Raw genomic sequence first — 25,587 nt, 5'->3', positions numbered from 1 at the left:
CCCCGCGCCGTCATGCCGGGTCCAGCTCGACCAGCGGCTGGTCGTACTCGACCGACTGGCCGTCCTCGACGAGGATCGCGGCCACCCGGCCGGCCCGGTCGGCGGTCACCTCGTTCATCAGCTTCATCGCCTCGACGATGGCGACCGGCTGGCCGGGGCGGACCAGGTCGCCCACCGCGACGAACGGCCGCGCGCCGGGCTCCGGCGCCCGGTAGAAGGTGCCGACGATCGGTGCCCGCACCGCGGCGCGCCCGGGCACCGGCGGCCGCAGCACAGCGGGTGGGGCACCGGGCGCCGGACCGGCCGTCGGTGCCGCCTCGGCCCGGGGCGACGGTACGTCCGGTCGGGTCGCGTCGTCGGGGTGCCACTCGACCTCCAGCACGGCCGGTCCGCTGCGCAGCCGGATCCGGCGCACCGGTCCGGCCAGCTCGGCGATCAGGTGCTGCGCCTGCCGGCGTAGCCCGGCCAGCGCCTCCTCGCCGTCCACGCGGACGTCGTCGGACGCGTCGACTGTCGACAGCGCCCGGTCACCGGCGGTCATCGCAGGCCCGCCCGCGCGCCGACGCGGTTCGCGCCGAACCGGCGGAAGCGTTGCCGGCGCAGGCGGACCAGCATGGCCGGCGGCACGTCCAGCAGCGGCAGGAGGTTGGCCAGCAGGGCGGCGCGCAACCGGTGGGCGGTCTCCGCCGGGTCGTCGTGGGCGGCAGTCGACGGCTCCGGCACGACCTCGTCGACCACCCCGAGCCGGCGCAGGTCGGGCGCGGTCAGTCGCAGGGCGCGGGCGGCCTGCGGCGCCGCGGACCGGTCCGGCCAGAGGATCGCCGCACACCCCTCGGGGCTGATCACCGAGTAGACGGCGTTCTCCAGCATCAGCACCCGGTCGGCCACCGCCAGCGCCAACGCGCCGCCGCTGCCGCCCTCGCCGGTGATCACCGCGAGCACGGGCGTGGGCAGCACGGTCAGGGTGAGGATGTTCTCGGCGATGGCCGCCGCCTGGCCGTGCTCCTCGGCGCTCACCCCGGGGTCGGCGCCGGGGGTGTCCACCAGGGTGACCACGGGCAGGCCGAGGCGGGCCGCCAGGCGCATGAGCCGCAGCGCCTTGCGGTGCCCGGCCGGGCTGGCCATGCCGAAGTTGCGGGCGACCAACTCGGCTGTGGTGTGCCCTTTCTGGTGACCGATGACCATCACGTGCCGGCCGGCCAACCGGGCCACCCCACCCACGATGGCCGGGCAGTCCGCGCCGAGCCGATCGCCGTGCAGCTCCACGAACCCGTCGAAGACCGAGTCCAGGTAGTCCAGGGTGGTGGGCCGCCCCGGGTGCCGCGCCATCCGGACGGTGTCCCACGCGTCGCGTACCGCCGGGGTGCCGGCGTCTTTCTCGGCCGCCGGGTCCGTCGGCCCCGCCAGGGCCGCGCCGTCGTCGGCGAGGCGCTCGCGGTGCGACGCCGGCTCCTGCCGGGGTACGGCCGGACGCGCCGGACGGCCGGCGCGGGTCGCGGCGAGCAGCGCCGTCAGCCGTCCGCGCAGCGACCGGCGCTGCACCACCATGTCGACCTGCCCGTGTGCGAGCAGGAAGTCGGCGGTCTGGAAGCCCTCCGGCAGGGCCCGCCCGGTGATCTGGCGGATCACCCGAGGGCCGGCGAACCCCATCCGCGCGCCACTCTCGGCGAGCACCAGATCGGTGTTGGTGGCGAACGACGCGGCCACCCCACCGTAGGTCGGGTCGGTGAGGACGCTCACGGTGAGCAGTCCCGCCTCGCGCAACGCGGCGATGGCCTGACTGACGGTCGCCATCTGCATCAACGACAGCGCACCCTCCTGCATCCGCGCCCCGCCGGAGGCGGTGATCAGGACGAGCGGCGTCCGGTCGTCCAGCGCCCGTTCGGCCGCCCGGGTGATCAGCTCGCCCACCGCGCAGCCCAGGCTGCCGCCGAGGAAGCGGAAGTCCATCACCGCCAGGGCCACCGGATGCCCACCGATGGTGGCCGTGGCGCAGACGACCCCTTCGGCAAGACCCGTGCTGGCCCGCGCGCCGGTGAGCCGGTGCGGGTACGGCAGCGCGTCGACGAAGTCGAGCGGGTCCGCCTCCGGCAGCCGGTCGGGCAGCAGGCGCAGCGAACCCGGGTCCACGAGTTGGCGCAGGCGTTCCGGCGCGCCGAGTCGGGCATGTTCCCCGCACTCCGGGCAGACGTCGAGGTTGCGGCGCAGCCGTTTGCGGTAGAGCAGGCTGGCGCAGCCGGCGCAGCGGGACCAGAGCTGCTCTTGGCGCGGCGCGGTGGCCGTCACGACCGCCGCCCGGCGTCCGGGGCGTCGAACCGGTAGAAGCACCGCGCCATGGCGTCGCGCGGCGAGCGCCAGGTCGACAGGTACGGCGACACGTACGGGCGTAGACGGTCACTGACCCGGATGAACTCGGGGTGGTCACGAGCCGCCTCCACCGCGCCCTCTGTCGGCTGCGCGGTTTCGAGCAGGTGCACATAGAGGTCGTGCAGTCGGTACAGCGAGCGGTGCCGGACACCGACCAGGCGCGGCAGCTCCGTCGCGTCCGACTCGGCGAAGATCTCGGCGACCCGCTCCTCGGCGGTCGGATCCACCTTCGCGACGATCAGCGATCGGTCCATATTGGGCCTCCCCCCACAGCGTCCGGCCGGCGACGGGTGGCCCCCGGACGCGCTGGACGACTGCCGACACGATGCGCCGATCCTCGTCACCGCGGCGTCACCGCGCCGGGTCGGCGAGCGACGAATGGTGGTGACGCTGCGTTGACGCAACCTGTGTATCAGCTATGTGCCCAACGCGCTCAACGCGCTAACGTTTATGCAGTTCAGAACCGATCTCGGGTTGACTGTCGACAATTGAAGGGTTGCGCTGACGTTGACGCAACGTGACCGTTATTGATAATCTTCAGCGTGGTCAGCCCAGCGGCCTCGGCGGGCGGGGCCGCGCCCGGCCACGCCGCGATCGGCGGGGTCGACAGTGGCGTCGAGGGCAACCGATCCGGAACACAGCAGACAGTCGGGACGAGCGTTCCGCAGGGGGTGCCGCCGTGGCCGCTGATCCGTCCGTGCCGACCGCCGGAGACCCGCCCGAGGAGGGCGTCTCGCTGCACCTGCTCGGAGGTTTCCGACTCCTGCGCGAGGCGGTGCCGGTGGTGGTGCCGCGCGGGCTGCAACGGGTGATCGCGCTGATCGGGCTCCGCCCCGGCGCCACCCGCAGCCAGCTCGCCGGGCTGCTCTGGCCCGACGCGTCGGAGGAACGGGCGCTGTCCTCCCTGCGTACCGCCCTGTGGCGGCTGCGACAGGACCCGTGCTGCCCGATGACAGTGGCCAGCGACACCGTCCGCCTCGGCCCGGCGGTTCGGCTCGACGTGGACGACCTCGTCGGCACCGCGGCCCGGGTCCGGGACGGCGACGACCCACGCACCGCGGCCGGGGCGCTCGCCGCCGGACGGCACGATCTCCTCCCCGGTTGGTACGACGACTGGGTGCTGCTGGACCGGGAACGCCTGCGCCAACTCCGCCTGCACATGCTGGAGCAGGTGGCCGGGCACCACCTGGCCGCGGGACGGCACGGCGAGGCCCTCGAAGCCGCGTTGGAGGCGATGGCCGCCGAGCCGTTACGGGAGACACCACACCGACTGGTGGTCCGCATCCACCTGGCCGAGGGCAACGCCTTCGAAGCCGTGCACGCGTTCTACGTCTACCGGGACCTGTTGCGCCGGGAGCTGCGGCTGGAGCCGAGCCCCGCGATGAGCGCCCTGCTCGACGACACCCTCGCCCCGATCCGCCAGGCCAGCCGCGAGGCCATCGCGGAGCGCACGTCACCCGCCGCCCGGCGTACGTGACGGCGGTGCCCGTCACCGCCCGGCCGGCGTACGTGACGGTGACGTGACAGGCACTGCGGCACGGTGGGCGCACAGAGCACGTGGCACCGGCCCCCGAGGGGTTGGGCAGGCCACCGGCGGAAGGGGTCCCATGAGTCGTCTACTGATCGTCAGCCGGATCATCCCGGGAGCGGAGGGGCGGGTCGCGCAGATATTCGCCGAGTCCGACGCCACCGAACTGCCCAGCCTGACCGGCGTCACGCACCGATCCCTGTACTGCCTGCACGACCTGTGCGTACACCTGCTGGAGACCTCGGACGACGTCGACCCGGACGCGCTCGCGGCGGCCCGCAACCACCCACTCTTCCGACAGGTCAACGAGCGGCTCTCCGCGCACACGTCGCCGTACCTGCCGACCTGGCGCTCCCCCCGGGACGCGATCGCCGGCTGCTTCTACCGGTGGGACGCGGCCGAGGCGCCCGCTGCGCGCCCGGCCGTCACCGAGGCGCCCGCCGCGCACCCGGCCGGCTGACATGTCCGCCGCGCCGCCGCACGTCCTGATCATCGGCGCGGGCACGGGCGGGCTGTGCCTGGCGCACGGCCTGCGCCGCGCCGGGATCAGCGTCGCCGTCTACGAACGGCACCGCGACCGCGCCGAAGGGCTGCTCGGCTACCGGGTCGGCATCGGCCCCACCGGTAGCCGGGCGCTGCGGGAGTGCCTGCCCCCGGAGCTGTTCGCCACCTTCCTGGCCACCTGCGCCCGGCCGCCGCACTACTTCAACGTCGTCACCCAGGGGCTCCGCCAGACCGCGTCGTTCGCGCTGCGGCCGAACGCCGACCCGGTACGCACCGAACACTCGGTGGCCCGGATGGTGCTGCGCCAGGTGCTGCTGACCGGCCTGGAGGACGTGGTGCACTTCGACAGGACCTTCACCCGGTACGAGCAGCGCGACGACGGCACTGTCACAGCGCATTTCGCCGACGGCACCAGCGCCACTGGCGACCTGCTGGTGGCTGCCGACGGCACCCACTCCGCCGTACGCCGCCAGTATCTGCCGCACGCCGTCACCCGCGACGCCGGGACGATCAACATCGCCACCCGGATCCCGCTGACCCCGCACACCCGCGGTCTCATTCCGGAGCGGGTCCAGCAGGGCATCTCACTGATCTTCGGCGTCGGCGGGATGATGGGCGTGCTGCACGTCATGGAGTTCAAGTGGGACGCCGAACGCAGGATCAAGCCCGGTGTCAGCGAGACCGACGCGGCAGTGCTCCGGGACTGGCCCGGCCTGGCCCACGACACCACCACCGACAACATCAACCTGATCATCTGGAGTGCGGCGAACCGGTTCCCGACCGACATCATGCAACGCCGCGGTGAGGACCTGGTGCAGGTCGCGCTGGACCTCACCGCGTACTGGCACCCACACCTACGGGAACTGCTCACCCACGCGGACCCGGCCAGCGCCCTACCGATCAAAGTGTCCACGTCCGAGCCGGTGCCGCCCTGGAAGAGCAGCACCGTCACCATGCTCGGCGACGCCATCCACACCATGACCCCCGGTCGGGGCGTGGGCGCGAACACCGCGCTGCGCGACGCCCGCCTGCTCTGCGCACAGCTCAGCCGCGCCACTGCCGGCGACAAGACGCTGCTCCAGGCGGTCGCCGACTACGAGGCCGTGATGGCGCCGTACGGCTTCGCCCGGGTCGCCGAATCGTTGAACCGCAGCGGCACCAGCGGCGACGACCGGATGTACCGGCCGGTGCTGGGTCGGCTCGCCCTGCTCGGCGCGCGCGGCTACTTCGGAGTGACCAGCCGGGTACCACGGCTCCGTCGCCGGTTCGTCGACGACTTCCACACCTATGAGGGCGACCGGGACTGAACCCGCATCGCCCGACCCGGGCTCGGCGTTCCGCGTCGGGCCCGGGTCGCATCATGTCCGGCGCGCTCATGTCCCGGCCGGGCCCGCCGAGGTCCGTTCCATGCCCGGCCTCGGTATCGTCGCGTCCGGGCCCTGCCGGGTCCCGGTCTTTCCGGTCCTCGTCTCGACGGGTCGGGTTCTGGTGCGATCGGGCGACGCTGTGTCACCCGACAGGCACCGGCTGACGTGGCCGGCCCGTCCGCAACGCTGTCGGCCGATCCTCTCTCTCGCCGGCAATACGCGTGTGCGAAGCTGCGGCGAGTTTTTCTCGTGACTTTTCCAACGAGCTGAGAGGGAGGTTCGCCGTGGCGTGGTCTTTCGGACACTCGCTGATACTGGTACTGGCACTGTTGCTGGGCCTGGCCGCCGGGTGGCTGCTGCGCGGCCGGCGGGGCGTACAGGGTAATTCGATTGTGGATGGTGACCCCGTCGCCGGCCTGGCCGTCATCGAATCGCCCACGCCGGCTGCCACCACCGACGAGGACCGGCCCGCGGCCGCCGTCGACCCGGCACCCACAGCCGTCGCCGACGAGCCGGTGCCGGTCGACACGGTCAGCGCGCCAGCCGCGGTGACCGGGCCGGACGGTCCCACGCCGGTGCCCGTGCCGGCGGACGCCCCGAGCACCGTCGACCCGGCGGACATGGCGCTGACCGAGGACCCGCCGCCGGTGCCGGTGACCGAGCAGTCCGACGCTGAGGAGCTGCGGCAGGAAGCGGCCCCCGAGCCGGTCATTGTCGACGAGCAGCCTGCCCCGGCGGCCGTGGTCGCTCCCCGCCAGCCCGCGGACGACCTCGCGAGCGCCGACGACGCGCCGGTCGCGGCCAGCACCGCCGACAGCACGCCGGCCGACACGACGCCGGCCTCCGTCGGCGCGGCCGACGATGCGGAGCCCAAGGCCACGACGGCCGACCCGGCAGCGGCACAGGCGATCGCCGACCCGTCGACCGCCGAGCCGGCGCAGGCCGACTCCGTGCACGCCGAGCCGGCGCAGGCCGACTCCGTGCACGCCGAGCCGGCGCAGGCCGACTCCGTGTACGCCGAGCCGGCGCAGGCCGAGTCCGCGGTCGACGCTGCCGAGGCCGAGCGGTCGGCGGTGGCCACGCCTCCGGTCCGGCCGGTCAGCACCGCGACCCCTCCGGTCCGATCAGCCGCCGACGCGACGATCAGCAGCGTCGACGCCGACCCGACGGGCCCGGCCGACGACTTCCGCCGGATTCAGGGAATCGGGCCGAAGATGGCGGCCGCGTTGCAGGAGGCCGGCGTGCGTACGTACGGCCAGCTCGGCGAGTTGGACGAGCCGGCGCTGCGCGACCTGATCCGGGCCGCCGGCCTGCGCGCCGCACCTGGGCTGGCCAGCTGGCCGCAGCAGGCGCGCGTGCTCGCCGGCGCCGGCGAGGAGATGGCGGCGGTGCTGCCGAACGGCAACCAGGCCTGACCGCCTGCGACCGAGCCCCCGGCTGCCGTCGTCACGACGGCGCGCCGGGGGCTCGGCCGTTGCTGTCGAGAATCCCCGACGCCACCCCGGTGATCGACTCGGCAGTCCGGAAACCGCGCCATCCATCCGACCCGGACACCCCGACTTGCAGGAACCCGAGTCGATCACGCCAGGCCGAGCGGCTGCGCCGCAGCGCTGACCCGTGAGTGGCGGGCAGCCTCAGGCGCGCAGCTCGGCCGCGAGGTCACCGATCGACGCCATCGCGTACCGCTGCATTGCTGGACCGAAGGTGATGCGTGTCGCGCCGTGGCGGCCCAGCTCGGCCACGGACTCCCGGTCCGGCCCGGCGGCCATGTTGATCGGCCCGGAGATGCCCTCCCGCAGCTGCGGGAGCACCTTCAGCGGCGCCAGGATCGGGTAGACGCAGTCGGCGCCGGCCGCCACGTATCGGCGGGCCCGTTCCACCGCGTCGGCCGGGTCACCCGTCCCGACCAGGAACGTGTCGACCCGGGCGTTGATGAAGAGCGCGTCGCCCGCCTCCGCGCGCACCTCAGCCAGCCAGTCCGCGTGCCGCTGCGGGTCCTTCAGGGTGGCGTGCCCCTCCGAGTCTTCCAGGTTGCAGCCGACCACGCCGGCCTCCACCAACCGCCCGACCAGCTCGCGCGGGGCGAGGCCGTAACCGCCCTCGACGTCCGCGGACACCGGGATGGAGACAGCGCGGACGATGCGCGCGACCGCCGCGAACATCTCGTCCGGCGGGGTCGCGCCGTCCTCGTAGCCGAGCGAGGCGGCGACACCCGCGCTCGGGGTCGCGAGCGCCGGGTAACCGGCGTCGGCCAGCACCCGGGCGCTGGCCGCGTCCCAGGGGCCCGGCAGGACGAGCGGGTCACCGGCGGGGCGGTCGTGGTGCAGGGCACGGAAGGTGGCGGCTGTCATCGTTGGTGTCTCCCGACGGGGCTGCGGAGGGGCGGGGTTCAGGCGGTGTATCCCCCGTTGGCGTCAAGCACGGCATCGGTGATGTGCGAGGCCGCGGGGTTGGCCAGGAACGCGAGGGCCGTGGCGGTCTCGGGTCGGGCCACGGCAGTTCGACGAGGAGCAGGTGATCCGCGCGGTCCGCGAGCGCGGTTATTTGATCTTGCGGGTGGACCGGACCACGATGCTCTCGTACTCCGGGTGCCTGACCACCCAGTCGGCGATGAACGGGCAGATCGGCACGACCGTCCGACCCTTGCTCCGCGCGTCGTCCAGCACGGCCCGCGCCAGCGTCGACCCCACGCCCTTGCCCTCGTACGCCGGATCCACCTCGGTGTGGGTGTAGGCGATGATCGAGCCGGTGAGCTGGTAGGTGACGAACCCGACCACCGCGCCGGCCTCGTCGCGCGCCTCGAAACGCTCCCGCGTCGGCGCGTCTGTCACTGTGAACTGCACCCGACCATCCAACCACCCGGCCGGCGGCGCTCGCCGCAAGGCCGGCAGGGGACGCGACCCACGCGCATTGTCTCGGCCGGAACGGGAAACGCAACGCCGCCGGGCACGCAGTGGGAGGAGACAGGCCACCATGACGAATCCATCGGCGGACGGCGGCTTCGCCGTCGTCGAGATGTTCACGTCCCAGGGCTGCAACAGTTGCCCTCCGGCCGAGGAGTTGCTGACCGAGATTGAGCGCGACGCACGGGCTCGGGGCCAGAACGTCTTCGCCCTCGGGTTCCACGTCGACTACTGGGACGACCTGGGCTGGCCCGACCAGTTCGCGGACGCGGCGTACACCGCGCGCCAGGAGGCGTACGCCCGCGCGTTCGGTACCAGAGGTCTCTACACCCCGCAGATGGTCGTCAACGGCACCGTCGAGTTCGTCGGTTCCGATCGCCGCCGGGCGGCCGCCGCGATCATGTCCGCCGTAGCCTCGGCCGCCGACACACCACTGGCGCTCTCCATCGGCAACCTGGGCAATGACCGGGTGATGGTGGATTACCGGACCGAACAGCCGCCGGAGCGCGCGGTGTTGCACGTCGCGGTCGTGGAACGGGACCTGACCAGCGACATCGCCCGGGGGGAGAACGCCGGGCGGACGCTGCGACAGGACAACGTCGTACGCGCCTTCAGGTCGGTGGGCCTGGACGCCGAGCGGGGGCAGGTGGAGTTGGCGACACCACCCGGTCTCGATCCGCGCAGCGCCAGTGTTGTCGGTTATGTCCAGGAGAACGGCGAACGGGCGATCGTCGGCGCCACCGCCATCGAACTGTCCACCGCGTAACCTCAGCGCATGCTCATGGTGCGCGGTGCGAGGGGGTTCGGTGGCTGACGCGGATGACGTACGCCGGGTGGCGCTGGCCCTGCCACACACTGTGGAGATCGCCAGTGCCGGCTTCGACTTCCGGGTGGCCGACAAGGGCTTCGTCTGGTCCTATCCGGAGCGGACGCCGGGCAAGCCTCGGGTGATCCGGCTCGACATCGCTGTGCTGTTCGTCGGCGACGAGGCCGAGAAGCAGGCTCTGCTGCTCGGGGAACCCGAGATCTTCTTCACCACGCCCGGCTACCAGGGCCTGCCCCTGGTGCTGGTGCGCCTGGCGGCGGTCGACCTGGACCGGTTGACCGAGCTGGTCACCGACGCGTGGCGGATGCGCGTGCCGGACGCGCTGTGGGGCGACAGCGAGGGCGAAGCGCTGGGCGACCGTGCGGGCGTCGGCAAATAGCGACATCAGCACGCAACGGGTTGGACACATTGACGGGGATCTCGGTACTCCATTACCGTGGCCGAGAGAGCGCTCTCTCACCTGACCTTCCCCCCAATTCAGACGCAAAGCGCTGGACCCGGCAAGGGCCGCACCCAGCGCGCGATGGAGGCACGATGAAACCTCCCGTCCCCCACCGCCGATGGGCCCTGGCCGCCGCCGCCGCGCTGGCCCTGGTCGTCGGCGGCCTCGCCATCCCCGTCACCCGCGCGGCCGAAGCCGCGTCCGTCGGCGCCGGCAGCTACACCACCACACCTGTCGGCCCACTCCCCAGCGGCTGCGGCGCGATGTCCAGCAACCCCCGGCAGTTTGCCACCGCCAACGCGCCCGCCGGGCCGATCCCCACCAACGACTGGTGGTCCTCACTGCTGTGGAAGCGCACCGACTGCACGTTCAGCGAGCCGCTGCACGCCCACCCGATCTCGTACGACACCTTCGGCGACGGCCTCGGGTTCTCCGCCAACTCCACGCCCGCCATCAGCGGCACCGCCACCGGTGTCGGTGAGTTCCACTACCCGTACGTGCAGGACATCCGGGTCGGTGTGGCCGGGCTCGCCGCTCCACTGGTGAAGGTCGACGGTTGGACCGACTGGACGGTCAGCCCGCACTGGAGCGACGGCACGCGCACCATGCGCGCGACCATCGGCCACGGTCTGCCCTTCGCGTACTTCCAGACCACCGGGGGCAACGCGCAGATCAGCACCGCCGGCACCCCCGACGTCTGGTCCAACAGCGGCGCCACCATCGGCTTCCGGGTCAACGGCCACGACTACGTCGGGTTCGCGCCCAGCGGCGCCAGCTGGAGCGTGGCGTCCGGGCGGATCTCGTCCACCCTTGCCGGCCGCGGTTACTTCTCCGTCGCCCTCCTGCCGCCCACGTCGAGCACCACCGAGCGCGCCAGCCTGGCCGCCACCTATGGCCAGTACGCGCACGCCCACGTGACCGGCACCCAGGTCTCGTACGCCTACAACCCGGCGACCAGCGGCCTGACCACCACCTACGCGTTCACCACCACCGCCCGGGAGGGCAGCGCCACGCAGACAGTGGTCAGCCTCTACCCGCACCAGTGGAAGTCGCTGAGCGGTTCCACAGCGATCACGCCGACCTACCCGTCGGCGCGGGGCCGGATGAAGGTGCTCACCGGCGTCAACCAGTTCCGCACCGCAATGAAGTTCCAGGGCATCCTGCCGGAGCTGCCGGCCGTCGGTGACGGCAGCGGTGGTGACCTGTCGACGCTCACCGGGCACCTGGCCGCCACCCGCGCCAACCCGATGGACCAACGCGGCAACGACACCTACTGGACCGGCAAGGGGCTCGGCCGGGCCGCGCGGATCGCGGAGATCGCCGACCAGGTGAACGACACCACGACGCGCGACAGCGCGCTGAACGCGATCCGCAGCACGCTCACCGACTGGTTCACCGCGTCCAGCGGCAAGACCAGCCGGGTCTTCTACTACGACAACAACTGGGGCACCCTGATCGGCTACCCGGCGTCGTACGGGTCCGACCAGGAGCTCAACGACCACCACTTCCACTACGGCTACTACATCGCCGCCGCCGCGACACTGGCGAAGTTCGACCCGGCCTGGGCGGCCACCAGCCGCTACGGCGGCATGGTCGACCTGCTGATCCGGGACGCCAACAACTACCGACGCGACGACACCCGCTTCCCGTACCTGCGGGACTTCGACATCTACGCCGGGCACGACTGGGCGTCCGGGCACGGCTCCTTCGGCTCCGGCAACAACCAGGAGTCCTCGTCGGAGGGGATGAACTTCGCGAGCGCTCTGATCCAGTGGGGGCAGACGACAGGCAACACGGCGGTCCGCGACGCGGGCGTCTTCCTCTACACCACGCAGGCCGCGGCGATCCAGGAGTACTGGTTCGACGTGAGCGACCAGAACTTCCCGAGCGCGTTCGGGCACTCCACTGTCGGCATGGTCTGGGGCGACGGCGGCGCGTACGCCACCTGGTTCAGCGGCGAACCGGAGATGATCCAGGGCATCAACCTGCTGCCGGTCACCGGCGGTCACCTCTACCTGGGCAACAGCCCGGCGTACGTGCGGACCAACTACGCCGAACTCGTCCGCAACAACGGCGGACAGCCGACTGTGTGGCAGGACATCCTCTGGCAGTTCCAGGCCCTCGGCGACCCCGACGCGGCGCTGGCGAACCTCCGTGCGAACCCGGGCTACACCCCGGAGGAGGGAGAGAGCCGGGCGCACACGTTCCACTGGATCCGCAACCTCGCCGCCCTCGGCAATGTCGACACGACGGTGACCGGCAACCATCCGTTGTCCGCTGTCTTCTCCCGCAACGGGACGCGGACCTACGTGGCGTCGAACCCGACGGCGACGCCGATCACTGTGACGTTCTCCAACGGCACCACGCTCGCCGTGGGCGCCGGCAAGACGGCCACCACCGGGGCGTACACCTGGAGTGGTGGCAACGCGGCCGGCGGTGTCCCCCCGACGACGCCGACCGATCCACCGCCGACGACCACCCCGCCGCCGACCACCCCGCCGCCGTCCACCGGCGGGCCAACGCGGTACCTGTTGCCCGGAGGTGGGTTGGGCGCCGCCGGTAGCGCGGCCACGACGACGGTCGCGGCGGCGAACGGGAACCACGACGGTACGCCCACCAACGCCCAGGTCTTCACGGCGACCGGCCTGAACCTCGCCTACGCCGGCGGGCAGACGGCGTTCGACCTGTTCGTGGACGCCGGGACGGCGGTCGGCAACGGCGTGCAGGTGCGGATCTCCTACGACCTCACCGGCAACGGCAGCTGGGAACGGGTGGAGACGCTGCGCTACTTCGCCACCGACCCGGTCACCGGCTACGAGCACTACACCCAGAACGCCGGCCTGTCCTCGTCCACCGGAACGTTGGGCGCGCTGAGCAACGGCACCGTCCGGGTGGAGGTCTGGTCGGCGATCGGCAACAACCCGACCACACTGGGCATCGGCAACCAGTCGGTGCTGCGGCTTCCGTACTCCTGATCGATCTGATCGTCGCGACACGACGTCGGCCGGTGTGCAGGACCAGGATCGGTCCCCCACACCGGCCGATGTGTGCCGGGTCAGTCAGTCGTGCTCAGGAGGCGGTGCAGGTGGGCGTGATGCCGGCCCCGCTGCCCGTGCCCTGGAAACCGAACTCGGTGACCTGGCCCGCGCCGAGGCGGCCGTTGTAGTCCACGTTGGCGAACCGCACACTGCCGGTCGAGCCACTGGCTGTCGCGCTCCAGGTGTTCGTGACACTCGCACCGCTCGCAAGGGTGACACCGACGTTCCACCCGCTCGTGCCGGCGGAGCCGGCGGTCACCTTCACGGTGGCCACGAACCCGCCGTTCCACGAGTTCAGTGACACCGACGCCGAGCAACCGGCCGTTCCCGGCGGCGGAGTGGTGGGCGGCGGGTCCGTCGGCGGGGGCGTCGTCGGCGGCGGGTCCGTGGGCGGCGGGGTGGTGGGGATGGCCGGGCCGGCGTTGAGGGCGTTCAGAACGCTCGTGTACGCGGCCTTCTTGTTGCCGTTGCAGTCGAACAGCAGCGCGTTGTCCGAACCACGCCACGAGTCGCAGTCGCGCACACCCCAGGTGGTGATGCCGGTGCAGCGGGAGACGTTCATGCAGGCGCGGGTGACGGCGCCGAAGATGTTGGCCTGGTTGCCGCCGGTCATCACGTCCAGCTCGGTGATCTGCACATCCACACCGAGGTCGGCGAACCGCTGCAGATTGGCCTGGTAGTCACCGGCCAACGAGGTGCCCAGGTGCGACTGGAAGCCCACGCAGTCGATCGGCACGCCACGGGACTTGAAGTCCCGCACCATGTTGTAGATCCCCGTCGACTTCGCGTTGACCCCGTCGGTGTTGTAGTCGTTGTAACACAACTTCGCACCCGGATCCGCCGCCCGCGCCGCCCGGAACGCCGCCTCGATCCAGTCGTTGCCGGTGCGCTGCAGGTTCGAGTCACGACGCCCACCACCACCACCGTCGGCGAACGCCTCGTTCACCACGTCCCAGGCATAGATCTTGCCCCGGAAGTGCGTCGCCACCTGGGTGACGTGGTTGATCATCGCGCTGCGCAGCGCGCTGCCCGACATGCCCTGCGCCCAACCTGGCTCCTGCTGGTGCCACAGCAACGCATGGCCCCGCACGCTCATGCCGTTGGCCTGCGCGTGACTGACCAACCGATCACCACCGGTGTAGCTGAACCGACCCTGCTGCGGCTCGGTGGCGTCCCACTTCATCTCGTTCTCAGCCACGACACTGTTGAACTCACGGTTCAGAATCGTCGTGTACGCGCTGGTGGACAGCTTGCCCGTCGCGACGGCCGCGCCGAAGTAACGGCCCTTCTCGGCCGCTGAGGCCCGGAGGGTCGTGCCGGCGCTGGCCGTGGAGGTCAGCGTCACCGTCATAGCGGCGGCGAGAGCGCCGGTGACTGCGATGGTCACCGCCGCTCGCAGGGCTCTTCTGTGATTCATGCGGATTCCTTCTCTGTGGTGGTGCAGCGATGGAGACGCACGCCCGAATCTGCTCCTGCGACAGGGAGACGTCAGCAACGGTCGCCGTCGCGGCAGCGGTGCGGGGAGTCCTGACCCGACGTCCGGCATGCCCTGGGCGGACGTCGCGGGTCGAGGTGCCACAGCAGGTTCGCCCGGTGAACCACTGGTGCGGCTATCCTCAAACATCGACTGTGAGCGATAACATGTCGTTCGTCAAGTCGTAACCAACCGGGTCAGGAAACGGGCCGCCCCGTCGCAGTGGTGGGGCACGTCGCCGTGCTGCCGGAGCCGCGCCGGGTGCGGCTCCGGCAGCAACCGTCACTGGAACGAGGCGTCGTCGACCAGGAGGCTGTCGGTGCCCTCGGCCGTCTCCACGTAGAAGGCGGCGTTGCTCAGCGTGCCGCTCCACGAAACGGTAGTGGTGCCGGTGAGCAGGGTCCAGCCGTTGACGTTCACTCCCACCGCCGGCGTCAGCTGGAGGTAGTTCGTCGTGCCGTTGGCTGTCAGCGACAGCGTCGCCTTCGCCGACGGGGTGCCGCTCTGCGCTCGTACCCAGACGTTCGTGGTGTAGCTCCTGCCGTTGGTGAGCTTGGCGGTCACGTCCTGACTGGGGCCGTTCCAGGCGCCGGTCCGGCCGGTGATCGACAACGATCCGCTGCCGCCGTGCGCGACAGTGGTGTTCCTGGCGAGGGTGCCGCTGCCGTGCACACCCCAGCCCGTCGTGCCGCTCTCCACGTCGCCGTTGGTGAGCAGGTTGGTGGCGCTGCCGCCGGTACCGCCGAACTGCCACCAGTTGATGTTGAACAGGTTGCCGCTGCCGCCGGCGAAGCGCAGGTAGAGATCACGGGTGCCGGTCGCTCCGCTGACCGCGCAGGTGGTGGTGCTCCAGGTCTGCCAGCCACCGGTGCCACCCACTGTGCAGGTGCCCACGGTCGGGCCGTTGGCACTGTCGAGGCGTACCTCGATCCGCCCGCCGCTGGTGGCCGACGCGACCCGGGCGCTGAACGAGGTCGCACCCGCCCCGAAGGCGACACCCTTGACCTTGATGTAGTCGCCGTTCTCGATCCAACCGACGTTCATCCCGCCCTCGCCGGACGCCTCGGTCTCGATCCCCGAGCCCCACGCGATCGTCTCGGCCTCCTGCCGCACGTACGGGTTCAGCGTGCCCACCTGCGGGGCACCGGTGTTCGTCATCGTGATCGTCGGGAACAGACCATTGCTGCCGTAACTGAACTTCTCCACGGCGACCGAGCGGGTGTAACCACCACCACCCGGCAACGCCCCGTTGTGATAGAAGAAATACGAACCGCCCTGGAAATCAATCACACCCGCGTGATTGGTGAAACTGGCGCCCTGCCGCGGCATGATCGTTCCCCGATACGTCCACGGCCCGGTCGGCCCGGTCGCGGTGGAGTACGCGATGAACTCCGAACAGCACTCCGCCGCGAACACGTTGTAGTACAACCCGTTGCGCTTGAACACCCACGGCCCCTCCTCATACAGCGTCGGCCGACTCGCATTGCCGTTACGGGTACCGAACCCCGCCGTCGTGAGTGGAATGCGTGTCGCGCTGCCGGAGAACGAGATCATGTCCGGATTCAACTTCACGTACCACAGACCCGGGTTACCCCAGTACAGATACGCCTGCCCGTCATCGTCGATGAACGCGTGCGGGTCGATTTCGTTATTGCCGACCAGTGGTCGACCGAGCGCGTCGCGGAACGGCCCGGTCGGGCTGTCCGCCACCCCGACGCCGATGACCATCTGCCCGTTGGAGCGCTGGCGCACCGGCACGTACCAGTAGAACTTGCCGTTACGCGCAACGACCTGCCCGGCCCACGCGTTGGCGTCCGCCCAGGCGAACGTCGCCAGGTTCATCGGCGAGCCGTGATCGGTCCAGTTCACCATGTCGGCGGACGAGTACACCCGCCACTCGCGCATTGTGAAATAGGTGGACCCGTCCTCGTCATGTCCGGTGTAGAGGTAGACCCGGCCGTTGTGCACCATCGGCGCCGGGTCGGCGGTGTAGATGTTCTGGACAATGGGGTTGTCGGCCCGGGCCGTACCCGGAATCAGTGCGAGCAGACAGGCCATGCTCGCCAGCCAGGCGATGACGCGCCTGGCCCGGCGGGTGGCCCGGGTTGTGGTTCGATCTGTCGCTTTCACTATTACTCCCACAGAGAGTGCGCCGTACGCGATGTCCGACTGGGCGAGCCACCGCTGTGCCGGCGGCCGCGCGAACGGGCTGTGCCTTCGCGCGCCGAGCAGCACGACCGGTGGCCGTGTTAGCGCTAACAGACTGTTCCTGAATGCCTCCTCCCCCATCTGACCTGGATTTTGTGAGGCGCGGGATGACCGTCGTAACCACATCGCAGCACCGATGTATCGACGTTGACATCGAAGATTTACGATGCACGGTACTGAGCGGCCGAACGGGCGTCAACGGACGGAGAGTCATCGGCATCCGTCACCCACGGTCACGCTCCGGTGATCGCAGGTCCGGTGGATGCCCGTCTCGGGCCATGATCGCCACCGGGGCCCGACGCCCCGAGCCAGGTCGCGCCGGGAATGGGTCGGCGAGGCGCCTCGGGGGTTGCGGGCGTGTTAACGACGAACTATGTTAGCGATCACATCGATGTGCCGCGATAAGCGCAGGGGTGGGCACCCGGCGTCCACGGCGACCCACGTTCCACCCACCCACACCGCACCCGTCGCCGGCCCCGTGCCGCCGACGATCCCCCGCCATCGATGGCGGCCCCGACGTACCCGGCCACCTGGAGGTTCCCCATGCCACCCCTGCCCCTCAGCCGCCGTCACCTGCTTCAGGCCGCCGGAGCCACAGCGGTGGTCTCCGCGACCGGCGTCGCCGTCTCCCCCGGGAACGCGTCCGCGGCCGTCGTGCCCCCGGTCCGCTCCGACATCGGCGTCTCGGCGTACGCGTTCGACCCGGGTCAGGTACGACTCACCGCCGGCCGTTGGATGGACAACCAGACACGGACGCTGAACTATCTGCGGTTCGTCGACGTCGACCGGATGCTCTACAACTTCCGCGCCAACCACCGGCTGTCCACCAACGGCGCCGCCACCAACGGGGGCTGGGACGCGCCGAACTTCCCGTTCCGGACCCACATGCAGGGCCACTTCCTGAGCGCCTGGGCGTACGCGTACGCGGTGCTCGGCGACACCACCTGCCGGGACAAGGCGAACTACATGGTCGCCGAACTGGCCAAGTGCCAGGCGAACAACGGTGCCGCCGGGTTCGGCGCGGGTTACCTCTCCGGTTTCCCGGAGTCCGACTTCACCGCGCTCGAGGCTCGGACGCTGTCCAACGGCAACGTGCCCTACTACTGCATCCACAAGACCCTCGCCGGCCTGCTCGACGTCTGGCGCTACATCGGCAACACGCAGGCCCGCACCGTGCTGCTGTCCCTCGCCGGCTGGGTCGACACCCGGACATCCCGGCTGAGTTCCAGCCAGATGCAGTCGATGCTGGGCACCGAGTTCGGGGGCATGAACGACGTGCTCGCCGACATCTACCAGCAGACCGGCGACAGCCGTTGGCTCGCCACCGCACAGCGGTTCGACCACAACTCCGTGTTCAACCCCCTGGCCTCCGGCCAGGACCAGCTCAACGGGCTGCACGCCAACACGCAGGTGCCCAAGTGGATCGGCGCCGCCCGGGAATACAAGGCCACCGGGACCACCCGTTACCGGGACATCGCCAGCAACGCGTGGCGAATCACCGTCGGCGCGCACACGTACGCCATCGGCGGCAACAGCCAGGCCGAGCACTTCCGGTCGCCGAACGCGATCGCCGGCTACCTCAGCAACGACACCTGCGAGCAGTGCAACACGTTCAACATGCTCAAGCTGACCCGGGAGTTGTGGCTGCTCGACCCGAACCGGGCGGACTACTTCGACTTCTACGAGCGCGCGCTGATCAACCACCTGATCGGCGGGCAGAACCCGGCCGACAGCCACGGTCACATCACCTACTTCACCCCGCTGCGGCCGGGCGGACGTCGCGGTGTCGGCCCGGCGTGGGGTGGCGGCACCTGGAGCACCGACTACAACTCGTTCTGGTGCTGCCAGGGCACCGGCCTGGAGATCAACACGAGGTTGATGGACTCCATCTACTTCTACAACGGCACCACACTGAGCGTGAACCTGTTCACGCCGTCGGTGCTGAACTGGACGCAGCGCGGCATCACTGTCACCCAGACCACCAGCTTCCCGGTCAGTGACACCACCACGCTGACCCTGTCCGGCTCGATGAGCGGGTCGTGGAGCATCCGGGTCCGGATCCCGTCCTGGACCAGCGGCGCGACGATCGCCGTCAACGGCACTGTGGAGAACGTCACCACCACACCGGGCAGTTACGCCACCGTCACGCGCACCTGGGCCGCGGGCGACACCATCACCGTGCGGCTGCCGATGCAGGTCGCCGTCAAGGCCGCCAACGACAACGCCAACGTCGGCGCGGTCACGTACGGCCCGGCGGTGCTGGCCGGCAACTACGGCAACACGGCCCTGAGCACCCTGCCCACCCTCACCGTCTCCTCGATCACCCGGACCAGCACCAGCTCGCTCGCGTTCACCGCCAGCGCCAACGGGTCCACCGTGAACCTCGCCCCGTTCTACGACGCCCACGGCTACAACTACACGGTCTACTGGAACACCAGCGGCAGCGGCGGCCCCACCGGCAGCTACCGCCTGGTCAACGTCGGCACCGGGCTGGTCCTCGGTGTCCAGAACATGTCCACCGCCGACGGTGGTCTGGCCGTGCAGTGGGGCGACAGCGGCACCGCGGACCACAACTGGGTGGTCATCACCGACGGCAACGCGGTCCGGTTCCGCAACGTCAACAGCGGCAAGGTCCTGGGCGTGGAGAACATGTCCACCGCCGACAACGCCCGGGTCCTGCAATGGGCCGACAACGGCACCGCCGATCACCGGTGGATCCTGGTGGACAACGGCGACGGCACCTACAAGATCCGCAACGTCAACAGCAACAAGCTGCTCGGGATCCTGAACGCGTCGACCGCCTGGGGAGCGCAGGCAGTGCAGGATCCGGACAACGGCAGCGCGGACAACCGGTGGAGGCTGGTCCGCAACGCCTGACCTCCGCCCCGCTCGACGGGCTCACCGGCGCGGTCACCCGAAGGCCGCGCCGGTGACGCCGGGCGGGCGCCCGCCAGCGGTCGTACAGTGGGGAGGGTCCTGGCCCCAGCGAACGTGGCGGACGTGTCGGCTCGTGCCGCTTCCGCCCGGAAGGAGCACAGTGAACCGCCCCCTCCGCACCACGCTCGGCGGCGCGTTGACCGCCGTCATGCTGGCCACCGTCGGCGTCGCGCCGGCACAGGCGCACCCGGCAGGGCCGCCGCCGGCCGTCCTCGCCCTCCCCGACGGGTTCCAGCCCGAGGGCATCGCCACGGCCGGCCGGTACGCCTACTTCGGCTCCCGCGCCACCGGTGCCATCCAGCGCGTCGACCTGGTCACCGGCCGGGGCACGACGATCGGCGCGGCCACCGGCACGCCGTCGCTCGGCCTCAAGGTCGACCCACGTGGCCGGCTCTTCGTCTCCGGGGGCACGGCCGGCGACGCGCGCGTGCTCGACACCCGCACCGGCGACGTGTTGGCCCGCTACCAGTTCGCCACCGCCCCGACGTTCGTCAACGACGTCGTGCTGACCCGAGACGCGGCGTACTTCACCGACTCGAACCGGCCGGTGCTCTACCGGCTGCCGCTCGGTCGCGGTGGGGCGCTGCCGCCCGCCGACGCCTTCACCACGATCACGCTGACCGGCGCGTACGAGCAGGTCGGCACGGGGGTGAACCTCAACGGCATCGCCACCACACCGGACGGCCGGGCGCTGATCGTCGTCCAGTCCACCACCGGCGCCCTGTACCGGGTCGACCCGGCGACCGGGGCGAGCACCGTCGTGGACGTGCCGGGCCACACCTTCACCAACGGCGACGGACTGCTCCTGCTCGGCCGCACCCTCTACGTCGTGCAGAACCGCCTCAACCAGATCGCTGTGGTCCGGCTGAACCATGCCGGCACCGCCGGAGCGCTCACCAGCACCATCACCGATCCGAACTTCGACGTACCCACCACAGTGGCCAGGGCGCTGGGCCGGCTCTACCTGCCCAACGCCCGATTCACCACACCGCCGACCCCCACCACGCCCTACACGGCCGTCGCGGTCCGCGCCCACTGAGCGACCCGAGGGGGTACGCGCCGCGCGCGGGTGCCCCCTCGGCCCACCCCTGTGGATCTCGATCGCCGATTCGGCCGCCGGTAGGATCACTGGCACCTCGGCGACGACTGTCGCCTCGTGCACCCCGGAGTTCGTGTGGCCGCCCGTCAGTACCGTTTCCTGCGCCGAACCCTGGCCGTGGGCTGCCTCCTCGCCGCCGCCGCACTGCCGGCCAACCGGCCGGACGCATCGCGTGCCGCGCCCACCGACGCCGCGCAGCCCACTGTTCTACGGATGCTCCAGCTGAACCTCTGCAACAGTGGCCGCGCCGGCTGCTACACCGGCCGAGCGATGGCCAGGGCCGCCGAGGTGATCACCGTCGAGGCACCCGATCTGGTCACCCTGAACGAAATCTGCGCCGGTGACGTGTCCGACCTGCGCGGCGTCTTTCAAACCGTGCACCCCGGGCGGACCGTCGTGGCCGCGTTCCAGGCCGCCGGCGACCGACCGAGCGGCGACGACACCCGCTGTCGCAACGGCCAACGGTTCGGCATCGGGCTGCTGGCCCACGTGCGGACGTCGGCCGCCCCGCCCACCGTGTACGCCGGGACCCACCCGACGCAGGACCTCGCGGACCCCGAGGAACGAGCCTGGCTCTGCGTCGACGTCGACGGCGACCTGCTCGCCTGCACCACGCACCTGTCGGCCACCGGCTACCGCGTGGCGCTCACCCAGTGCGACCACCTGCTCGACACCATCCTGCCGACGATCAGCCGCAACGCCGGGTACCAGCCCACCGTGCTCGGTGGCGACCTGAACCTGCGCGCCGGCCACGACCCCGACGTGCGGTCCTGCACCCCGCCGGGCCATCAGCGGGTCGACGACGGCCGACTGCAACACGTCACGGCGACCACCGACATCACCCTCTGCTGTCGCAGCCTGGTGCCCATGCACGGGGCGACCGACCACCCCGGGCTGCTGGTCACCCTCGCGATCGACGGCAGCCGGCGGCCGACCTGATCCGCCTCCTCGGCGGGCGCCGATGGCGGGCCGGCCGCACCGCGTCAGCGCGGCGGCGTGTCCCGGCGGGACGGGAACGGAGTGCCGGGCTGGCCGAGGGTGGAGCGGGCACGCAACCCCACCGGGTCGGGGGCAGCGGTGGGCGTCGCAGCCGCCGGCTCCGGCAGCCGCCGCCCGTCCAGGTACGCGGTGGCGGCCCGGTCGTCGTCGGTCGGAGCGGCCAGCAGCGCGTAGAGCAGACCGACGACCCCGAAGATCACCGCCAGCACGATCGGCACGAGCAGGGTGCTCACCCCGGCGCCGGTCACCTCACCAGCTCGTTCGTGACGGTGCACCGACAGGGCGCTCATGCCGGTGAAGTGCATCCCGTTGACGGCGATGCCCATCACCAGCGCGGAGGCGAAGATCGCCAACCCCCGCCGGACGGTCATCGCGAGCCACAGCGCGACGGTGGACGCCACCACGGCGATGACCACCGACAGCACGACCCGGACCGTGTCATAGCCGAGGCTGCCGTTGAGGCGCATGGCGGCCATCCCGGTGTAGTGCATGGAGGCCACGCCCGCGCCGGTGAAGATACCGCCGGCGATCAGGCGTACCGGATTCAGCCGGCCGGTGCCCACGATGGCCAGGCCGATACCGACCGCCCCCACGGCGATGGCCGTGCTGGCCGCGGTCAGCGGCACGTCGTAGCGGATCCGGGTGTTCTCCACGGCGAAGCCGAGCATGGCCATGAAGTGCATCGCCCAGATGGCGGTGCCACCCAGCGCCCAGGCCGACAGCAGACCCCACCACGCCCGCTGGCCGTTCGTCCGAGCCGTGCGGATGCGCCCGGCGCACACCAGACCGAGGATCGAGCCGAGCACGGACAGCGCGTAGCTCAGCGAGGGCGTGATCCACCCATACTCAAAGTGATTGATCTCCGCCACGGCGGCTTTCTCCCCATTCGTTACCGACGCGTCAACAAGACGCCTCGGCAATGATCAGGGGTGCTGTGATCAGGCGCAACAGTGCCCCCGGGGCTGTTCGAGGGGTGCCGTCGCGGTAACCGTCCGCTGCGTCGATTCACCGACGAAAAATGACTGAGCGTGATTGTCACGCTGACGTGTGGTACGCGAGAACGCCTCGATTGACTGCCGCTATAGCCTGTCGAGCCGTCGACCGCAGCTCCGTTGTGGCGCCGCCAGAGTCGGCAATCTGACCGAGCAGGTCGACCACCTGTCGGGCCCACCGGACGAAGTCACCGGCGGGCATTTCGCCATCGATCTCGTGACCGCTGCCGAGCACCTTCGCCAGCGCCTCGCCCCGGGCCCACCGGTAGACAGGCCAGGCGAAACCCAGATCCGGCTCCCGGGTCGCCGTCAGCCCCCGCGCCGCCTCGTCGGCCTCGATCTCCCCCCACAGCTTCAGCGTCTCGTCCACCGCGTCGGCAACCGGACCGCGCGGCAGCGACGCCCGCTCGTCGACATCGCGGCGCGCCTCGAACACCACCACTGACACCGCGGCGGCCAACTCGGCCGGGGACAACCCGTTCCACACCCCCCGGCGCAGACACTCGGCGACCAGCAGATCCGCCTCGGTCCAGATCCGGCCCAGCATCCGACCGGCGTCGGTGACCGCGCCGTCGCGGGCGAGGTAGCCACGCTCGGTCAGCAGCGCCACGATCCGGTCGAACGTTCGCGCGAGGGACCCCGTACGACCACTGACGCGCTCGCGCAGCTCCTCGGTGTCGCGCTCCAGCCGCCGACGCCGCTCCGCCCAGCGGGCGTGCTCCTCCCGCTCCGGGCAGGCGTGGCAGGGGTGGTGACGCAGCTCGGTGCGGAGCTGGGCGACCTGGTGGTCCTCGCCGCTCACCTGCCGGGAACGGCCCCCGCGTCGGCCACCGTGCCGATCCAGGCCGGTGCCGCTGACCTCGGCGGCGAGATCCCGCCGGGCGCCCGGGGACCGGTGGTTGAAGTGCTTGGGCACCCGGATCCGGGCCAACACCTCGGCCGGAGTGGTGAAGTCACCCGGGCTGACCCGCCCGGCCCAACGGTCCTGGGTGAGCACCAGCGGCCGGGGCTCACCGAACCCACCGGTCGCCGGGTCCAGCACCACGGCCAGCCCGGCCCGCCGGCCCGACGGCACCCGGATCACGTCACCGACCCGCAGCCGCTCCAACGAGGCCACCGCGGCGGCCTTACGCTGGGTCTGCCCCTGCCTGGCGATCGCCTTCTCCCGGTCGGCGATCGCCACCCGCAGCGCGAAGTACTCGTCGAAGTCGCCGTGATGGCAGGCGGCCTCCGCGCCGTACGCCTCGATGGTCTCGGTGTTGCGCTGCACCTGCCGGGCCAGGCCGACCACCGACCGGTCCGCCTGGAACTGGGCGAACGAGGACTCCAGCAGGGCCCGGGCGGGCTCCGCGCCGACAGTGCCGACCAGGTTCACCGCCATGTTGTACGACGGACGGAAGCTGGAGCGCAGCGGGTAGGTGCGGGTGGACGCCAGCCCGGCCACGTGCCGTGGGTCGGTCTCCGGGGACCACACCACGACGGCGTGCCCCTCCACATCGATGCCCCGGCGGCCGGCGCGCCCGGTGAGCTGCGTGTACTCCCCCGGGGTCAGGTCGACGTGCGCCTCACCGTTGTACTTGACCAGCCGTTCCAGCACCACGCAGCGGGCCGGCATGTTGATGCCCAACGCCAACGTCTCGGTGGCGAAGACCGCTTTGACCAGGCCGCGGACGAACAACTCCTCGACGACCTCCTTGAACACCGGCAGCATGCCGGCGTGGTGGGCGGCCAGGCCGCGTTCCAGGCCATCCAGCCACTCCCAGTAGCCCAGGACCGACAGGTCCTCGCCGGGAATGGCGGTGACCCGCGACTCGACGACCCTGCGGATCTCGGCCCGCTCCTCGGCCGAGGTGAGCCGCAGCCCGGCGGCGAGACACTGCTGCACGGCGGCGGCGCAGCCGGCCCGGCTGAAGATGAACAGGATCGCCGGCAGCAGACCCTCCCGGTCCAGTCGGTCGACGATGTCCGGGCGCAACGGGCCACGCCAGCGCGGGCCGCGCCGGCCGGCACCCGGCCCCGCGCTGCGCCCCTCACCCAACTCCAGCCGCCGCGTGGTCTCCCGGGTGTAGCGCAGCAACTCCGGGTGCACGTCGTGCTTGCGGGCGGCGTCGGCGTCGTGGAACAGGTCGAACATCCGCTTGCCGACAAGCATGTGCTGCCACAACGGCACCGGCCGGTGCTCGCTGACCACCACTGCGGTCTCGCCGCGCACGGTGACCAGCCAGTCGGCGAACTCCTCGGCGTTGGAGACGGTCGCCGACAACGAGATCAGGGTGACCGAGGCGGGCAGGTGGATGATCACCTCTTCCCAGACCCCGCCGCGGAACCGGTCGGCCAGGTAGTGCACCTCGTCCATCACCACGTAGGCCAGGCCCTGGAGGGTGCTGGAGCCCGCGTAGAGCATGTTGCGCAGCACCTCGGTGGTCATCACCACCACCGGCGCGTCGCCGTTGATCGCGTTGTCGCCGGTCAGCAGGCCGACCTGCTCGGCACCGTACCGGGCGACCAGGTCGTGGTACTTCTGGTTGGACAGCGCCTTGATCGGCGTGGTGTAGAAGCACTTGCGCCGCGCCGGTGGGGTCGTCGCGTCGACGGCGGGCACCGGATCGTCGGGCCGACCCCGCAACGCCAGGTGGACGGCGAACTCCCCGACCACCGTCTTGCCGGCGCCGGTGGGAGCGCAGACCAGCACACCGCTGCCCCGCTCCAGCGACTGGCACGCCTCCCGCTGGAAGTCGTCGAGGTCGAACCCCAACTCGAGGGCGAACTCGTCCAGCGCCGGAAACTGTGCGGCTTGTGCGGCCTTGCGGCGCGCCGCTGCGTACCGCTCGGCGGGGCTCGACATGGCACCAAGATTAGTGCGTGCCGAGTCATGTCACCCCACAAGGCCGTCCGGAGGGGCG

19 protein-coding genes are annotated in these 25,587 nt (G+C 71.1%); 10 read left to right on the top strand and 9 right to left on the bottom strand.

Annotation, left to right across the window (positions count from 1 at the left end; genetic code table 11):
- Window positions 1–10: 10 nt before the first annotated feature.
- The 3 genes from AB0B94_RS11870 to AB0B94_RS11860 are packed head-to-tail and all read right to left on the bottom strand — an operon-like array spanning window position 11 to window position 2,621.
- Window positions 11–541, bottom strand: a complete 531-nt coding sequence (locus AB0B94_RS11870; RefSeq protein ID WP_357272939.1) for a biotin/lipoyl-containing protein — start codon at window positions 539–541, stop codon at window positions 11–13.
- Window positions 538–2,286: an acetyl-CoA carboxylase carboxyltransferase subunit alpha gene (locus tag AB0B94_RS11865; RefSeq protein WP_357272930.1), complete on the bottom strand. Its 1,749-nt coding sequence runs from the start codon at window positions 2,284–2,286 to the stop codon at window positions 538–540. The genes AB0B94_RS11870 and AB0B94_RS11865 overlap by 4 nt, the downstream gene beginning before the upstream one ends.
- A complete protein-coding gene (locus AB0B94_RS11860; protein ID WP_357272916.1) occupies window positions 2,283–2,621 on the bottom strand; it encodes a TcmI family type II polyketide cyclase in 339 nt (112 codons plus the stop codon). The genes AB0B94_RS11865 and AB0B94_RS11860 overlap by 4 nt, the downstream gene beginning before the upstream one ends.
- Before the next feature lie 425 nt (window positions 2,622–3,046).
- Here AB0B94_RS11860 and AB0B94_RS11855 point away from each other — a divergent pair, with 425 nt between their 5' ends.
- From AB0B94_RS11855 to AB0B94_RS11840, 4 genes are all read left to right on the top strand, one after another.
- Window positions 3,047–3,844 (top strand): BTAD domain-containing putative transcriptional regulator, encoded by a 798-nt coding sequence (locus AB0B94_RS11855; protein ID WP_357272909.1) that lies wholly within the window; start codon window positions 3,047–3,049, stop codon window positions 3,842–3,844.
- Window positions 3,845–3,974: 130 nt separating this feature from the next.
- A complete protein-coding gene (locus AB0B94_RS11850; protein ID WP_357272897.1) occupies window positions 3,975–4,355 on the top strand; it encodes a TcmI family type II polyketide cyclase in 381 nt (126 codons plus the stop codon).
- A gap of 1 nt (window position 4,356) precedes the next feature.
- On the top strand, window positions 4,357–5,706 hold the full coding sequence (locus AB0B94_RS11845) for an NAD(P)/FAD-dependent oxidoreductase (RefSeq protein WP_357272890.1): 1,350 nt from the start codon (window positions 4,357–4,359) through the stop codon (window positions 5,704–5,706).
- A gap of 344 nt (window positions 5,707–6,050) precedes the next feature.
- Window positions 6,051–7,181: a hypothetical protein gene (locus AB0B94_RS11840; RefSeq protein WP_357272884.1), complete on the top strand. Its 1,131-nt coding sequence runs from the start codon at window positions 6,051–6,053 to the stop codon at window positions 7,179–7,181.
- A 219-nt stretch (window positions 7,182–7,400) separates the two neighbouring features.
- Here AB0B94_RS11840 and AB0B94_RS11835 read toward each other — a convergent pair whose 3' ends face one another.
- Together AB0B94_RS11835 and AB0B94_RS11830 are read right to left on the bottom strand one after the other, a co-directional pair.
- Window positions 7,401–8,117, bottom strand: coding sequence for an isocitrate lyase/phosphoenolpyruvate mutase family protein (locus tag AB0B94_RS11835; RefSeq protein WP_357272876.1), 717 nt, complete (start codon window positions 8,115–8,117; stop codon window positions 7,401–7,403).
- Between the two features lie 189 nt (window positions 8,118–8,306).
- Window positions 8,307–8,609, bottom strand: a complete 303-nt coding sequence (locus tag AB0B94_RS11830) for a GNAT family N-acetyltransferase (RefSeq protein ID WP_357272866.1) — start codon at window positions 8,607–8,609, stop codon at window positions 8,307–8,309.
- 130 nt (window positions 8,610–8,739) lie between these two features.
- Here AB0B94_RS11830 and AB0B94_RS11825 point away from each other — a divergent pair, with 130 nt between their 5' ends.
- The 3 genes from AB0B94_RS11825 (at window position 8,740) to AB0B94_RS11815 (ending at window position 12,912) form a co-directional block, all read left to right on the top strand.
- Window positions 8,740–9,435: a DUF1223 domain-containing protein gene (locus tag AB0B94_RS11825; protein ID WP_357272849.1), complete on the top strand. Its 696-nt coding sequence runs from the start codon at window positions 8,740–8,742 to the stop codon at window positions 9,433–9,435.
- 40 nt (window positions 9,436–9,475) lie between these two features.
- Window positions 9,476–9,874: an MmcQ/YjbR family DNA-binding protein gene (locus AB0B94_RS11820; protein WP_357272841.1), complete on the top strand. Its 399-nt coding sequence runs from the start codon at window positions 9,476–9,478 to the stop codon at window positions 9,872–9,874.
- Window positions 9,875–10,029: 155 nt separating this feature from the next.
- Window positions 10,030–12,912: a glycosyl hydrolase gene (locus AB0B94_RS11815; protein WP_357272828.1), complete on the top strand. Its 2,883-nt coding sequence runs from the start codon at window positions 10,030–10,032 to the stop codon at window positions 12,910–12,912.
- 94 nt (window positions 12,913–13,006) lie between these two features.
- Here AB0B94_RS11815 and AB0B94_RS11810 read toward each other — a convergent pair whose 3' ends face one another.
- Together AB0B94_RS11810 and AB0B94_RS11805 are read right to left on the bottom strand one after the other, a co-directional pair.
- Window positions 13,007–14,392: an endo-1,4-beta-xylanase gene (locus AB0B94_RS11810; protein ID WP_357272817.1), complete on the bottom strand. Its 1,386-nt coding sequence runs from the start codon at window positions 14,390–14,392 to the stop codon at window positions 13,007–13,009.
- 339 nt (window positions 14,393–14,731) lie between these two features.
- Window positions 14,732–16,507 (bottom strand): family 43 glycosylhydrolase, encoded by a 1,776-nt coding sequence (locus AB0B94_RS11805; protein WP_357273881.1) that lies wholly within the window; start codon window positions 16,505–16,507, stop codon window positions 14,732–14,734.
- 693 nt (window positions 16,508–17,200) lie between these two features.
- On the opposite strand from AB0B94_RS11805, the gene AB0B94_RS11800 reads away from it, so the two are divergent.
- The 3 genes from AB0B94_RS11800 (at window position 17,201) to AB0B94_RS11790 (ending at window position 21,632) form a co-directional block, all read left to right on the top strand.
- Window positions 17,201–19,534 carry a beta-L-arabinofuranosidase domain-containing protein gene (locus AB0B94_RS11800; protein ID WP_357272805.1) on the top strand — a complete coding sequence of 778 codons (2,334 nt, stop codon included), beginning with the start codon at window positions 17,201–17,203 and terminating at the stop codon, window positions 19,532–19,534.
- A gap of 160 nt (window positions 19,535–19,694) precedes the next feature.
- Window positions 19,695–20,633, top strand: coding sequence for a superoxide dismutase (locus AB0B94_RS11795; RefSeq protein ID WP_357272793.1), 939 nt, complete (start codon window positions 19,695–19,697; stop codon window positions 20,631–20,633).
- Between the two features lie 135 nt (window positions 20,634–20,768).
- Window positions 20,769–21,632 carry an endonuclease/exonuclease/phosphatase family protein gene (locus AB0B94_RS11790; RefSeq protein ID WP_357272787.1) on the top strand — a complete coding sequence of 288 codons (864 nt, stop codon included), beginning with the start codon at window positions 20,769–20,771 and terminating at the stop codon, window positions 21,630–21,632.
- A 44-nt stretch (window positions 21,633–21,676) separates the two neighbouring features.
- On the opposite strand, the gene AB0B94_RS11785 is transcribed toward AB0B94_RS11790, so the two are convergent.
- Window positions 21,677–22,561 (bottom strand): MHYT domain-containing protein, encoded by an 885-nt coding sequence (locus AB0B94_RS11785; protein ID WP_357272780.1) that lies wholly within the window; start codon window positions 22,559–22,561, stop codon window positions 21,677–21,679.
- Window positions 22,562–22,727: 166 nt separating this feature from the next.
- Window positions 22,728–25,529 (bottom strand): DEAD/DEAH box helicase, encoded by a 2,802-nt coding sequence (locus AB0B94_RS11780; RefSeq protein WP_357272771.1) that lies wholly within the window; start codon window positions 25,527–25,529, stop codon window positions 22,728–22,730.
- Window positions 25,530–25,587 lie beyond the last annotated feature (58 nt).

It is taken from the genome of Micromonospora sp. NPDC048986 (genome assembly GCF_040649335.1).
Lineage (GTDB): Bacteria > Actinomycetota > Actinomycetes > Mycobacteriales > Micromonosporaceae > Micromonospora > Micromonospora alfalfae.
This window is presented reverse-complemented; position numbering and strand designations above follow the sequence as displayed.

Bases quoted from the DNA above. Each gene is read 5' to 3' on its own strand.
- AB0B94_RS11870 (WP_357272939.1), bottom strand. From the start codon at position 541: ATGACCGCCGGTGACCGGGCGCTGTCGACAGTCGACGCGTCCGACGAC.
- AB0B94_RS11860 (WP_357272916.1), bottom strand. From the start codon at position 2,621: ATGGACCGATCGCTGATCGTCGCGAAGGTGGATCCGACCGCCGAGGAG.
- AB0B94_RS11850 (WP_357272897.1), top strand. From the start codon at position 3,975: ATGAGTCGTCTACTGATCGTCAGCCGGATCATCCCGGGAGCGGAGGGG.
- AB0B94_RS11845 (WP_357272890.1), top strand. From the start codon at position 4,357: ATGTCCGCCGCGCCGCCGCACGTCCTGATCATCGGCGCGGGCACGGGC.
- AB0B94_RS11835 (WP_357272876.1), bottom strand. From the start codon at position 8,117: ATGACAGCCGCCACCTTCCGTGCCCTGCACCACGACCGCCCCGCCGGT.
- AB0B94_RS11825 (WP_357272849.1), top strand. From the start codon at position 8,740: ATGACGAATCCATCGGCGGACGGCGGCTTCGCCGTCGTCGAGATGTTC.
- AB0B94_RS11815 (WP_357272828.1), top strand. From the start codon at position 10,030: ATGAAACCTCCCGTCCCCCACCGCCGATGGGCCCTGGCCGCCGCCGCC.
- AB0B94_RS11810 (WP_357272817.1), bottom strand. From the start codon at position 14,392: ATGAATCACAGAAGAGCCCTGCGAGCGGCGGTGACCATCGCAGTCACC.
- AB0B94_RS11805 (WP_357273881.1), bottom strand. From the start codon at position 16,507: ATGGCCTGTCTGCTCGCACTGATTCCGGGTACGGCCCGGGCCGACAAC.
- AB0B94_RS11800 (WP_357272805.1), top strand. From the start codon at position 17,201: ATGCCACCCCTGCCCCTCAGCCGCCGTCACCTGCTTCAGGCCGCCGGA.
- AB0B94_RS11780 (WP_357272771.1), bottom strand. From the start codon at position 25,529: ATGTCGAGCCCCGCCGAGCGGTACGCAGCGGCGCGCCGCAAGGCCGCA.